Here is a 12,473-nt window from a genome sequence, read left to right as displayed (position 1 = left end):
CTACGCGCCCGACCCGTCGGACTCGCTCGACTCGATCCGCGGGAACAGTGGCTGGAGGGCGGAGACCGTCGTGCCGCCTCCCCACTCGAATGCCGAGCGGATGGGCTGGTCGGAGACCTCGCCCGCACCGTTCAACGCGGTCCAGAGCTTCGCCGAGGCCTCGGGGATCACGGGCGAGAGCAGCACGGCGAGCGTGCCGATTCCCCGCACCGCCGTGTTCAGCACGGTTCCGAGTCGTTCGCGGTTCGCCGGATCCTTCGACAGCGCCCACGGCTCCTGCAGGGTGATGTAACCGTTGAGCTCGTCGACGAGCTGCCAGATCGAGGCGATGGCCTCGTGGATGGCGAGTCGCGAGATGGCCTCGTCGGCGGCGGCCGTCACCCGCACCTCGGTGTCGCGGATCGCCTGATCCGGCGCATCCAGAACCCCGGCGTCGGGAATGACGCCGTCGAAATAGCGGGTGACCATGGCGATCACGCGCGAGGCGAGGTTGCCGAAGCCGTTGGCGAGCTCGGCCTGGTAGCGCGCCGACAGGTCCTCCCAGCTGAACGAGCCGTCCTGGCCGAAGTTGATGGCGCGCAGGAAGTAGTAGCGGAAGGCGTCGGAGCCGAACGTGTCGGTGATCTGGTTCGGTGCGATGCCCGTGAGCTTCGACTTCGACATCTTCTCGCCGCCGACGAGCAGCCAGCCGTGGCCGAAGACCTGCTTCGGAACGTCGAGCCCGGCGGCCATCAGCATGGCGGGCCAGATCACGGCGTGGAAGCGGGCGATGTCTTTTCCGACGATGTGCGTGGCGGGCCAGCGGCGGGCGAACGCCTCGTCGTCGTGGCCGTATCCCGCGGCGGTGATGTAGTTGAGCAGGGCGTCGAACCACACGTAGACCACGTGCGACGGGTCCCACGGAACCTTGATGCCCCAGTCGAACGTCTGGCGCGAGATCGAGAGGTCGGTGAGGCCGCGGCGCACGAACGACACGATCTCGTTGCGCACGCTCTCGGGCTGGATGAAGTTGGGGTTCTCCTCGTAGAGATCGAGCAGCCGCTGGCTGAACTCGCTCATCTTGAAGAAGTAGTTGCGCTCCTTCAGCAGCTCCACGGGCTTCGAGTGGATCGCGCAGACGAGGACGCCCTCGTACTCGCCCGTGCCGTCGACCAGGTCGCTCTCGGCCTTGTACTCCTCGCAGCCCACGCAGTAGTAGCCCTCGTACTCGCCGGTGTAGATGTACCCGGCGTCGAAGAGGCGCTGCAGGAAGAGCTGCACGTTGACCTCGTGACGCTCATCGGTGGTGCGGATGAAGTCGTCGTTCGAGATGTCGATCGTCTTGAGCAGGGGCTGCCACGCCGTCTCGACGAGACGGTCGGCCCACTCCTTGGGCGTGACGCCGTTGGCGGTGGCGGTGCGCAGGATCTTCTGGCCGTGCTCGTCGGTTCCGGTGAGGAACCAGGTGTCGTCACCCGCCTGGCGGTGCCAGCGCGCGAGAACGTCTGCGGCCACCTCTGTATAGGCGTGCCCGATGTGGGGCACGTCATTCACATAGAAAATAGGCGTGGTGATATAAAACGAGGAGCCGTCGGACATGCTCCCCATCATAAAGGCGCGCTTCCCCCGCGCCTCCCGTGTTACGGGCTACAGAAGCGGCAGCTGCGCCTGCTCGTTCGCCGGCGTGCGCCCCGTGCGCTGCTCGAGCGCCGCCTCGTACAGGTCGCGCCGCGACAGCCCCGTCGCCTCGGCGATCGCGGCCGACGCATCTTTCAGCCTCGTGCCGTCGGCCACGAGCTCCAGCACCTGCGCCACCCCCGTGGGCAGGTCGACCTCGAGCGGCTGCGCCCCGGCCACCACGATAACGATCTCGCCCTTCACACCGGCCTCGGCCCACTCGAGCACCTCGGATGCCGTGCCCCGCTTCACCTGCTCGTACAGTTTCGTGAGCTCCCGCGCCACGGCGACGCGGCGATCGGCTCCGAGGGCGCTCACGATGTCGGCCAGCGAGGCGGCGATGCGGTTGGGCGACTCGAAGAAGACCATCGTACGGGCCTCCCTCGACAGGCCCTTCAGAACCTGCAGCCGCTCGCCCTGCTTGCGGGGAAGAAAGCCCTCGAAGGTGAAGCGGTCGGTGGGCAGGCCCGAGACCGCGAGCGCCATGAGCACCGCCGACGGGCCGGGGATCGCGGTGACCTCGACGCCCGCGGCGACGGCGGCGGCAACGAGGTGGAATCCGGGGTCCGACACGGTCGGCATGCCGGCGTCGCTCATCACGACGAGATCGGCCGTGCGCGCGAACTCGACGAGCTCCGCCGCCTTCTCCCTCTCGTTGTGATCGTGCAGCGCCACCAGCCGGGGCCGGTTCTCGAGGTTCAGCGCGCGCAGCAGCTTGATGGCGACGCGCGTGTCTTCGGCGGCGATGAGTTCGCAGGCCTCGAGCGTCTCGACGAGCCGCACCGACGCATCCTTCAGATTGCCGATGGGCGTGCCCGCGAGGATGATCATGGCCTCAGCGTACCGACTGGCGCATGCGGATCGTCCGGGCATACGGCTTTCGCGATTGGCCCGTGTCACCGGCGGCACCTACGATTGGCGGGTGACCGATCCCCGACTCCCGAGCGACGTCGATGAGCGCCTCGTCTCAGCCGGGCTCGACGACATCGACACCCGTGCCGCTGCGCCCGAACCGACCGGTTCGCGACTCGACGACTGGTGGGGGCGCATGCTCTCGACCCCTCAGAGGCAGCGCCTCTGGGCTTGGGGCGGGCCGATCGCTGTCACCCTTCTGGCGGCCGTCCTGCGACTGGTGAACCTCGGGCATCCGCACTCGCTGGTGTTCGACGAGACGTTCTACGTCAAAGACGCCTACACGACACTGCGCAACGGCTACGAGTCCACGTGGCCCGCCGATGCCGATGAGGCGTTCAACGCGGGCGACACCGACGGTTTCCTCCAACAGGGGTCGTTCGCCGTTCATCCGCCCCTCGGCAAATGGGTTATCGCTCTCGGGCTCGCCGTCTTCGGCGCCGACTCGAGCGTGGGCTGGCGCATCTCGGTCGCGGTCTGCGGAATCCTTCTGGTGCTGCTGACCACGCTCGTGGCCAAGAAGCTGTTCCGCTCCACCTTCCTCGCCACGGTCGCCGGATTCCTGATGGCCATCGACGGCCACGCCATCGTGATGAGCCGGGTGGCCCTCCTCGACGGCATCTTCGCGCTCATCGCCCTCGCCGGCGTGGGCGCGGTTCTCATGGACAGGGAATGGCACAACCGCCGCCTCGACATGAAGATCATGGCGTCGGAGAAGCGCGGCCGGGTACCCCAGTGGGGCCCTGCCCTGTGGTGGCGCCCGTGGGTGCTGGCCGCGGGCATCCTGTTCGGCCTGGCGTCGAGCGTCAAATGGTCTGGCCTGTACTTTCTCGCGGCCTTCGCCGTGTATCTCGTCGTCGTCGACGCCCTCGCACGGCGTCGCGCGGGTCTTCCCCTGTGGGCTGCGGGTGCGATCCTCAAGCAGGGTCCGGTCACATTCCTGCTCACGGTTCCGATCGCGATCGTCGTCTACCTGTCCACCTGGTCGGGCTGGTTCCTCACCTCGGGCGGAATGTACCGCCAGTGGGTGCAATCCTCGGGTGAGTACTGGACAGGCCCGCTCGCCTGGGTGCCCAACTGGGCGCAGAACTTCTGGCACCTCGAGGCGGCGGTCTACAACTACCACGTCAACGAGCACACGCCTCATCCCTACCAGGCGAATCCGCTCACGTGGCTGTTCCTCATCCGCCCCACCCAGATGTACATCCGCACGATCGAGAACGGCCAGGGCGGCTGCGGAGCCGACACCTGCTACGAGAACATCACGTCGATCGCCAACCCCATCATCTGGTGGGCCGGCACTGCTGCACTGCTCTACCTCGTCTACCGTCTCATCCGCAAGCGCGAATGGGTCGTCGGCTTCGTGCTCATGGGCATGGCCGCGGGGTACCTGCCGTGGCTCCTGTACATCAACCGCACGATCTACCAGTTCTACACGATCGCCTTCGAGCCCTATCTGATCCTCGGGCTGGTCTTCGTGATCGGGCTCGCGTTGGGCAGACGCACCGACCCGCGATGGATGCGTGTGGGCGGCGTGCGTGCGGTCATCGCGTTCCTCGTCATCTGCGCTGCGGTCAGCGCCTTCTTCTATCCCGTCTGGACCGCGCAGCCCGTCCCCGGATGGTTCCTCTCGCTGCACTACTGGCTGCCCTCGTGGCGCTAGGGCGAGCCACGCCCGCCTGGCTGCCCGGCATGGCTGTGGCCGGCGTCGCCGCGCTCGCCGCCTTTCTCGTCCACCTCGCGGTTCCCGCCGTTCCGCTGCTGACGGCGGCGGTCGCGCTCGGCATGATCGTCGCTCAGATCCCCGCGCTGCGATCGCTGCTCGACGGCCCGCTCAAGCCGGGTCTCTCCCTCTCGGCGCGGCGCCTGCTGCGCATCGGAATCGTGCTGCTGGGCCTCAAACTCAGCCTCGTCGACATCGCCGGGCTCGGCGTGGTCACCATCGTCGCCATCGTGCTGGTCGTCGTGCTCACCTTCGGCGTCACGCTGCTGCTCGGCCGCATGGTCGGCCTGCCCGGCCGCCAGCCGCTGCTCATCGCCGCGGGATTCTCGATCTGCGGCGCATCCGCCGTCGGTGCCATGAGCGCGGTGACCCGGGCGAAAGACTCCGAGAGCGCGACTCCGATCGCGCTGGTGACCCTCTGCGGAACCCTCGCGATCGTGCTGCTCCCCCTCACCCGCATCCCACTCGGCTTCGACGCCTCGGAGTTCGGCACCTGGGTCGGACTCAGCGTGCACGACGTGGGCCAGGTCGTCGCGACGGCTCAGATCGCGGGCCCGGTCGCCCTGTCTGCCGCCGTGGTCGTGAAGCTCACCCGCGTTCTCACGCTCGCTCCGATGGTGGCGATCGTGGGGGCGGTCGAGCGGCGCCGCACCCCGCTCTCCTCCGATTCAGCCGTTTCGGCCGTCGGCGAGGGCACGTCGAAGCGCCCGCCGATCGTGCCCCTTTTCGTGCTCGGATTCCTGGCGGCCGTGATCGTGCGCTCGGTCGTCCCCCTGCCCGACGGGGTGCTCGAGGTGGCCGATGTTTTGCAGACTGCCCTGCTCGCCACCGCCCTGTTCGCGCTCGGCACGGGCATCCGGTTCGCCGAGCTGGCGCGCACGGGCTGGAAGGCACTGATCGTCGGCCTCGGCTCGTGGGTCTTCATCGCGGCCCTTTCGGTCGTCGCCGTGTGGGTGACGACCGGCCTCAGTGCGCGCTAGTCCACTCCGCGCTGGCTGGTCTACGCCATCAGGCGTGCTCCACCGGGAGCCACAGCTCGCAGGTGGCCGTGCTGAAGTCGTCGGAGCGATCGAGCACCGCGACGATGGACGGGCCCGGTCGAAGCCGCCACGGGTTCGACGGGAACCAATCGGTCGCCGTGGCCGCCCAGACCTCCTGCAGAGCAGCCGGATACTCGCCCTCGGTGCGGAATACCGCCCAGGTGCCGGCGGCAACGTCGATCGTGTCGAGGTCCTCCGGCGGCCTGGTCGTGTCGGCAAGGGCGACGCCGTGCAGATAGGTCAATTCGGTGTTCTCGGTGTAGTCAGGGTCGACGTCAGCGCTGACCTGGAGCAGGCCGGCCGGATCGGTGTCGCTCAGGTCTTTGAGGCGCGCGTGCTCCGATACCGCGATAGAGGCGACATGGGCTTGGATGTGCGGGTTGATGCCCTCGTGGATGAGCGGCACGCGGGCGGCGTGGCCGACGAGGCGGAAGGCCGGTCGATCGATGATGCGGGTGTCCATGGTGATGTTCCCTTCTACGGTCAGGCGGAACCTGAGCTGCGGTTGTGTACGAAGGGGGCCGCCATCACGCCTGACATCGCCGGGACTCACCCCGTGCACGGAGCGAAAGGCGCGACCGAAGGCCTCGGTCGACCCGTAGCCGAAGCGCACCGCTATACCCAGCAGGTCAGCGTGCCCGAGAACGTCTGCTGCAGCGACCGACATGCGACGACGACGGATGTACTCCGACAGCGGCATGCCCGCCAGCGACGAGAACATCCGCCGGAGGTGATACTCCGTCGTGCCGAGTTCCCTCGCCAGCGAGGCCACATCGAGGTCGTCATCCAGACGATCCTCGACCAGCTCGACCAGCATGTTCAGTTCTGCGATCATGGCGCCTCCTTCGACCTCTACACTCGCTGGTCGCCTCGCTCGGCACCCTACTATCGCGGTCCGATCGGATCGGCTGCACAGGATGTCAGTGCAGCACCTTGAGCCCCACAACGCAGGCCACGATCCCAATCACGAGGAGCAGCTTCACAAGCGAGACTCCTTCTCCCCCGAAGAACATCGCGTAGCTCACGGTGAGGGCGGCTCCGATGCCCACCCACACGGCGTACGCGGTGCCGACGGGGATGTCGCGCATCGCGAAGGCGAGTCCGACCATGCTCGCGGCGAGCGCGCCGACGAACACGACGCTCGGCCAGAGCCGGGTGAAGCCCTCCGACCTGCCAAGGGCGGTCGCCCACACGGCCTCGAGGATTCCGGAGATGACGAGGATGATCCATGACATGACTGTTCCACTCCTTAGTGGTGGTCAGTCTTGTCGCGTTCCGGGTACTGCGCCCTCGTCCGGTGGCCGTTGTGCAGGGCCATCACAAAAGACTTTCACGGCATCCTGCGAAACCTGTGTGCAGAGCCGACGCCACGGCTCACGCGAACGTCTGGTGACCCACCACCTGCAGCAGGGCGAGCTTCTCGGCAGCCTCGGTTCCCGGCGACGCCGTGAGCACGAGCAGCGTCTGCGACAGGTTCTCGGTGAAGAGCGCCTGGCAGTCGACATCGATCTCGCCGATCTCCGGATGCACGAGCGTCTTGTGATCGTCAAAGCGATTGCGCACCTCGTGCAGTTCCCAGATCGCAGCGAACTCCTCGCTCGTCGCCAGCAGCTCGGACACGATCGCCCGGCCCCTCTCGGACTCTCCCGCCGCCGACACCGACGCGCGCAGGGCGGCGACCTGGATGCGGCTCTGGTGGTCGTGGTCGCGCTGGGGATACCGGCTGCGCGCCCCAGGATCGGTGAACCAGCGGTACACAGCGCTCGCGGCCAGGCCGGTGAACCGCGTCTCGTCTCCGAGCAGTGCGGTCGCCATCGCGTTCTGCGCGAGCGTCTCCCCCAGGTCGGAGAGCACAAGGGCGGGGGTGTCGTCGAGCCGGTCGAGAACGCGCATGAGGGCGGGCGCCACGTGGTGCATCGCGAGCGCCCGACGCGGCGCGTTGTGACCGGTCAGCCGGAACAGGTGGTCGCGCTCGTCGGGCGTCAGTCGCAGCCCACGGGCGATCGCGGCCACCATCTGCTCCGACGGCTGCGGTCCACGCTGCTGCTCGAGCCGCGAGTAGTAGTCGGTGGACATGCCCACGAGCAGGGCGACCTCCTCGCGCTTCAGACCGGGGGTTCGCCGCCGCGATCCGTCGAGCAGCCCGACGTCGCGCGGCTTCAGCGCCTCACGACGGCGCCGGAGGAAGTCTGCGAGAGCGGGTCTGTCCATGTGTCCATCGTGGCGGTGTGCGGCCGCGGCAACAAGGGACTGCGAATCCATGGACAAGCGCTCCCTTCTGCGCCATGCGTGATCGGTGTTGAGTCGAGCCATGAACATCACCGGAAACACCATTTTCATCCCCGGCGCCACGTCGGGACTCGGACTCGGCCTGGCCCTGCGCTTTCAGGCAGCCGGCAATCACGTGATCGTCGGCGGGCGCCGCACGGAGCTGCTCGACCAGATCGTCGCCGAGCACCCGGGAATCGACGCCGTGCAGATCGACACCGCAGACCCCTCCTCCATCGAGCGGGCCACCCAGCAGGTGATTGCCGAACACCCAGAACTCGACGCCGTGATCCTCATGGCCGGAATCATGGAGTTCGAAGACCTGCACACGGCCGACTTCCTCGAGACGGCCGAGCGCACGATCGCCACGAACCTGCTCGGTCCCATCCGGCTCATCGCGGCGCTCGTGCCTCACCTGTCGAGCCGCCCGTCGGCCGCGATCGTGACCGTCTCGTCCGGCCTCGCCTTCGTACCGCTGCCGGCCACGCCCACCTACAGCGCGACCAAGGCCGCCATCCATTCGTTCTCGCAGAGCCTGCGCGTGCAGCTGGCCGACACGAGCATCCAGGTTCTCGAGCTCGCGCCGCCGAAGGTCGCCACGACGCTGCTCGGCCAGCAGGACGACCCCGACGGCATGCCCGTCGAGGAGTTCCTCGACGAGACCATGTCGATCCTCGAAGCGAATCCGGATGCCGAGGAGATTCTCGTAGACCGCGTACGGTTCCTGAGATTCGCCGAGGCCGAGGGCCGCTTCGACGACGTGCTCGCCCTGCTCAGCGGTCGCGCGTGAATGCCCTCACCGACGTGCGGAACGCGTCGCCGCCCACGGCTGCGCTCGAGGAGGACTGGATTGCGACCAGCCATGAAGCGCCAATAGCCTTCGCTTATGTTCCTGAAGAAGACTGCACGCTCGTCTGAGTCGAAACAGGAAAAGTGGGGGCCGTCAGTCATCTACCTGGGGATCGGCGTGGCCGCGCTTTCCCTGATCGTCATCTGGTGGTCGGCGATCTCAGAAAGCGAGCCGGCCGCCGGGCGCCCTGCCACCCTCATGATCTTCGGTATTCCAGCCGGCCTTGTCCTCATCATCATCGGGGCCGTGAGGACCTTCCGAGACCAGCGACGCAATGCCGATCATTGAGGTCGCGTTCGTCGACATGCTCATTCGCTGACTTCGCGCTGAGTTGGGCGGCGCTCAACCGTCGTTCTTGACGGCCGACAACGGGTTCGTGATGGTCTCGAGCGACTTGCGCTCGGCATCCACCCCGAAGATCAGCGCGATCAGACCTCCCACGAACATGATCGCGGCACCCAGGAAGTATCCGAAGGTCAGGGGCCCGCGGTCGGTACCGTCGCCGATCAGGATGCCGTAGAGCAGCGGGGCGACCGAGCCGGCGATCTGGCCGAGTGCGAAGAAGTACGAGATGGCCTGGCTGCGGATCTCGAGCGGGAACGTCTCGCTGACGGTGAGATAGGCACTGGATGCTCCGGCCGAGGCGAAGAAGAACGACACGCACCAGAAGATGGTCTGGGTCGTCGCATCCAGCACGTCCATGCTGAAGAGCACGGCCGACGCGGCCAGCACCGCGGCCGAGACGCCATAGGTGAGGAAGATCATCTTGCGCCTGCCCCACACGTCGAAGAGGTGCCCGAGCAGCAGGGGGCCGAGCAGGTTTCCGATCGCGAACGGGAAGAAGAAGTACTGCGTCGACGAGGGAGACGTGCCGTAGAAGTTCTGCAGCACGAGCGCGTACGTGAAGAAGATCGCGTTGTAGAGGAACGACTGGGTCACCATCATCGTGGCGCCCACGAGGGTGCGCTTCGGGTAGAGCTTGAAGAGCACGTGCACGATGGTCTTGAACGGCACCCTCTCGGTCTGTGTGACCGTGATCGCCTTGCTCTCGTCGACGGGTTCGATGTCTCCGCCCTGGTCGTGCACACGCTTCTCGATGTCGTCGACCGTCGACTCGGCCTCCTCCTCGCGCCCATGGGTCATCAGCCAGCGCGGGCTCTCGGGGATGTGCCGGCGCAGGTAGATGATCGCGAGTCCGAGCACCGGGCCGATGAAGAAGCCGATGCGCCAACCGACGTTCTCATCGAAGACGTCGGGGTTAAGCAGGAACAGGTTCGCGGCCGAGCCCAGGGCCGCCCCGCCCCAGTAGGTGCCGTTGATGGCGATGTCGACGCGGCCCCGGTACTTCGACGGGATGAGCTCGTCGATGGCCGAGTTGATGGCGGCGTACTCGCCGCCGATGCCCATGCCCGCGAAGAACCGGAAGACGAGCAGGAACCACATGTTCGGGCTCAGGCCCGCGATGCCGCTGGCGATCAGATAGATCGCGAGGGTCAGGATGAACAGCTTCTTGCGCCCGAGCTTGTCGGAGAGCCGTCCGAAGATGAGCGCGCCGGCGATCTGCCCGAACAGATAGACGGTTCCGAGCAGTCCCACCTCGGCGGCGGTCATGTCGAGCGACTTCTGGAACCCGGCCGAGGCCACGATCTGGATCTCGAGCCCGTCGAGCACCCACGAGAAGCCCAGCCCGACGACGATCGACCAATGGAATCTGGTCCACGGCAGACGGTCCATACGGGCGGGCACGAGGCTCCGGACTCCGCCATCCTTGTCGCGAGCTGGTGTAGACGTGGACACCGGAACTCCTTCTCGTCGGTTGCAGAACGTCAACAGGTTAGTCACCCCGAGAAAGTGCTCCGCAGCCGGTGCGGATCGGGCCTCGGGAGGTCTAAACTCCGCGCGGCGATTCGTGCCATCCACGCCTCGAAGCGCTCGCTTTTCCCGCGAGCCGAGCCAGGATGTTGCGCGGCGGATGCTCGTGCGCCGGTCGAGCATTAGGGTCTGGATGTGACTGCTTACGTCTCCCTCTTCGACCTGTTCTCGGTGGGCATCGGCCCCTCGAGTTCGCACACCGTCGGCCCCATGCGCGCCGCACTCGATTTCGTCGACCGACTCCGCGCATCCGGTTCTGTCGATGCCGTGAGCCGCGTGACCTGCACGCTGTACGGCTCGCTGGGGGCCACCGGCCTCGGCCACGGCACGCCCGACGCCGTGGTCGCCGGGCTCATGGGCCTCGACCCGGAGACATGCGATCCGACCCTCGTTCACGGCGCCTGGTCAGGACTGGTTCGCGGGTCGTCGACCGCGCTGCGCGACGCGGGCTTCCTCGAGCTCGCGTCGGGCGGCGACCGGCGATCGATCGAGCTGGGCGGCACTCATCCGGTCGCGTTCGAACAGTCCGACATCGCGTTCGAGCCGCACACCCGACTGCCCGCGCACCCGAACGCCCTCAGCCTCACGGCCTGGGGCGACTCGGATGCCCTGCCCGTGCTCAGCGAGACGTACTACTCGGTCGGTGGCGGGTTCATCCAGCGCGACGGCGACGACTCGTCGAGCATTCAACTCGTCGAGCATCCCCTGTCGTTCGCGAGCGCCGACGCGCTACTCGAGGTCTGCGAATCGACCGGGCTCAGCATCGCCGAGGTCGCGTGGCGCATCGAATCCGAGTTGCACGGCGAAGAGGCCGTTCTCGCGCAGCTCGACCGCATCTGGAACGCCATGGAGGCGTGCATCGACGCCGGCCTGCACAACACCGGCACCCTTCCCGGAGGACTCGGCGTGCCCCGCCGGGCCGCGCGCCTGCGCGAGCGCCTCGAACTCGAGCGCCTGACCGCCACGGGCGACCACGACACGTCGACCGAGTGGCTGCACGCCTATGCCCTCGCGGTGAACGAGGAGAACGCGTCGGGCGGCCGGGTCGTCACGGCACCCACCAACGGCGCCGCCGGCATCGTGCCCGCGGTCGGCCGCTACTACCTCGACTTCGTGCGCGGCGCCGACCGCGAGGGAATCCACCGCTACCTGCTGACGGCCACCGCCATCGGCTCGCTGTTCAAATCGAACGCATCGATCTCGGGCGCCGAGGCCGGATGCCAGGGCGAGGTCGGCTCGGCCTGCGCCATGGCGTGCGGTGCGCTGTGCGCAGTGCTGGGAGGTACGCCGCGCCAGGTCGAGAACGCGGCGGAGATCGCCATGGAGCATCACCTCGGCCTCACGTGCGATCCGGTGGGCGGCCTGGTGCAGGTTCCGTGCATCGAGCGCAACGCGATCGCCTCGTCGACCGCCGTGAGCGCGGCGCGGCTTGCCATGAACGGCGACGGCACCCATCTGGTGTCGCTCGACATGGTGATCGAGACGATGCGCCAGACCGGTGTCGACATGTCGACGAAGTACAAGGAGACGAGCGAGGGCGGGCTCGCCGTCAACGTGATCGAGTGCTGACGGCGGATTAGAAGAGCGTGGCGTCGCCGTCGTCGAGGCGGTGCGACGAGCGCAGCACGGCCGGTCCTCTGGCGAGCTCACCGCTGCTCAGCGGTTCGCAGCGCAGCCCGCCTCTGCCGCGCAGCGCCTTGTGCGCGCCGGGGGCGAGCATCACGTCCATCCACGCGCACGGGTTGGCCGGACGGTGCGCGTGGAAGAGCACCGGACCGGAGCCCGAGTCGAGAGAGAAGTCGGCTCCGCGCAGGCGGTCGACATCCACACCGCGAATCAGGATGTTGCGGCGCGTGTCGAGCGGGTCGAGCGCGTGGGCGAGACCCAGGGTTCGTTGCACGTGTTCGACTGATTCGACGGCCATGATCGTGACAGAGGCCGTGCGGTGCGCCGCCTTGCCGAAGTGGCGGTCGCCGACGATACCGAGGTGCGCCCTCACGGTCACCCGCGCAAACTCTTCCGGACCGACCGCGGGCCTGGGCCCGTCCGACGGGCGGCCCTCGTAGCGGTGGATGCTCGACGCCAGCAGGTGTTCGATGCTCACCCGGTATTCGAACTCGAGAGCGGTTCCGGATGCGTCCTCCACAGCACA

The 12,473-nt window shown here is 67.5% G+C and carries 12 protein-coding genes and 1 riboswitch; of the genes, 5 read left to right on the top strand and 7 right to left on the bottom strand.

Going from position 1 to position 12,473, the window contains the following annotated elements:
• The gene (gene metG / locus ASF06_RS18490) at nt 1-1,578 is read right to left on the bottom strand and encodes a methionine--tRNA ligase (RefSeq protein ID WP_055950593.1); all 1,578 of its coding nucleotides are present in this window, start codon (nt 1,576-1,578) and stop codon (nt 1-3) included.
• A 48-nt stretch (nt 1,579-1,626) separates the two neighbouring features.
• A complete protein-coding gene (gene rsmI, locus ASF06_RS18485) occupies nt 1,627-2,487 on the bottom strand; it encodes a 16S rRNA (cytidine(1402)-2'-O)-methyltransferase (RefSeq protein WP_055950590.1) in 861 nt (286 codons plus the stop codon).
• 91 nt (nt 2,488-2,578) lie between these two features.
• Here rsmI and ASF06_RS18480 point away from each other — a divergent pair, with 91 nt between their 5' ends.
• On the top strand, nt 2,579-4,231 hold the full coding sequence (locus tag ASF06_RS18480) for a dolichyl-phosphate-mannose--protein mannosyltransferase (RefSeq protein WP_235501074.1): 1,653 nt from the start codon (nt 2,579-2,581) through the stop codon (nt 4,229-4,231).
• A 29-nt stretch (nt 4,232-4,260) separates the two neighbouring features.
• Complete coding sequence (locus ASF06_RS18475; RefSeq protein ID WP_235501077.1) at nt 4,261-5,271, top strand: YeiH family protein; 1,011 nt, start codon at nt 4,261-4,263, stop codon at nt 5,269-5,271.
• 28 nt (nt 5,272-5,299) lie between these two features.
• Here the strand turns inward: ASF06_RS18475 and ASF06_RS18470 are convergent, their stop codons facing one another.
• The 3 genes from ASF06_RS18470 to ASF06_RS18460 form a co-directional block, all read right to left on the bottom strand.
• Nucleotides 5,300-6,166, bottom strand: coding sequence for an AraC family transcriptional regulator (locus ASF06_RS18470; protein WP_055950582.1), 867 nt, complete (start codon nt 6,164-6,166; stop codon nt 5,300-5,302).
• A gap of 85 nt (nt 6,167-6,251) precedes the next feature.
• On the bottom strand, nt 6,252-6,566 hold the full coding sequence (locus ASF06_RS18465) for a DMT family transporter (RefSeq protein WP_055950579.1): 315 nt from the start codon (nt 6,564-6,566) through the stop codon (nt 6,252-6,254).
• 19 nt (nt 6,567-6,585) lie between these two features.
• Nucleotides 6,586-6,651, bottom strand: a riboswitch (guanidine-III (ykkC-III) riboswitch).
• 54 nt (nt 6,652-6,705) lie between these two features.
• A complete protein-coding gene (locus tag ASF06_RS18460; protein ID WP_055950576.1) occupies nt 6,706-7,542 on the bottom strand; it encodes a helix-turn-helix transcriptional regulator in 837 nt (278 codons plus the stop codon).
• A gap of 100 nt (nt 7,543-7,642) precedes the next feature.
• On the opposite strand from ASF06_RS18460, the gene ASF06_RS18455 reads away from it, so the two are divergent.
• On the top strand, nt 7,643-8,389 hold the full coding sequence (locus tag ASF06_RS18455) for an SDR family oxidoreductase (RefSeq protein WP_055950572.1): 747 nt from the start codon (nt 7,643-7,645) through the stop codon (nt 8,387-8,389).
• 96 nt (nt 8,390-8,485) lie between these two features.
• Nucleotides 8,486-8,737: a hypothetical protein gene (locus ASF06_RS18450; protein ID WP_055950571.1), complete on the top strand. Its 252-nt coding sequence runs from the start codon at nt 8,486-8,488 to the stop codon at nt 8,735-8,737.
• A gap of 54 nt (nt 8,738-8,791) precedes the next feature.
• Here the strand turns inward: ASF06_RS18450 and ASF06_RS18445 are convergent, their stop codons facing one another.
• On the bottom strand, nt 8,792-10,183 hold the full coding sequence (locus ASF06_RS18445; RefSeq protein ID WP_082501087.1) for an MFS transporter: 1,392 nt from the start codon (nt 10,181-10,183) through the stop codon (nt 8,792-8,794).
• A 273-nt stretch (nt 10,184-10,456) separates the two neighbouring features.
• Between ASF06_RS18445 and ASF06_RS18440 the strand changes: the two genes are divergently transcribed.
• Nucleotides 10,457-11,890, top strand: coding sequence for an L-serine ammonia-lyase (locus ASF06_RS18440; RefSeq protein WP_055950565.1), 1,434 nt, complete (start codon nt 10,457-10,459; stop codon nt 11,888-11,890).
• A 7-nt stretch (nt 11,891-11,897) separates the two neighbouring features.
• On the opposite strand, the gene ASF06_RS18435 is transcribed toward ASF06_RS18440, so the two are convergent.
• Nucleotides 11,898-12,467, bottom strand: a complete 570-nt coding sequence (locus ASF06_RS18435; protein WP_055930502.1) for an MOSC domain-containing protein — start codon at nt 12,465-12,467, stop codon at nt 11,898-11,900.
• Nucleotides 12,468-12,473: the final 6 nt, after the last annotated feature.

Source organism: Agreia sp. Leaf244 (genome assembly GCF_001422695.1).
Lineage (GTDB): Bacteria > Actinomycetota > Actinomycetes > Actinomycetales > Microbacteriaceae > Agreia.
The sequence above is the reverse complement of the archived record's forward strand: the minus strand, read 5'-3'. Positions and strand labels throughout refer to the sequence as shown.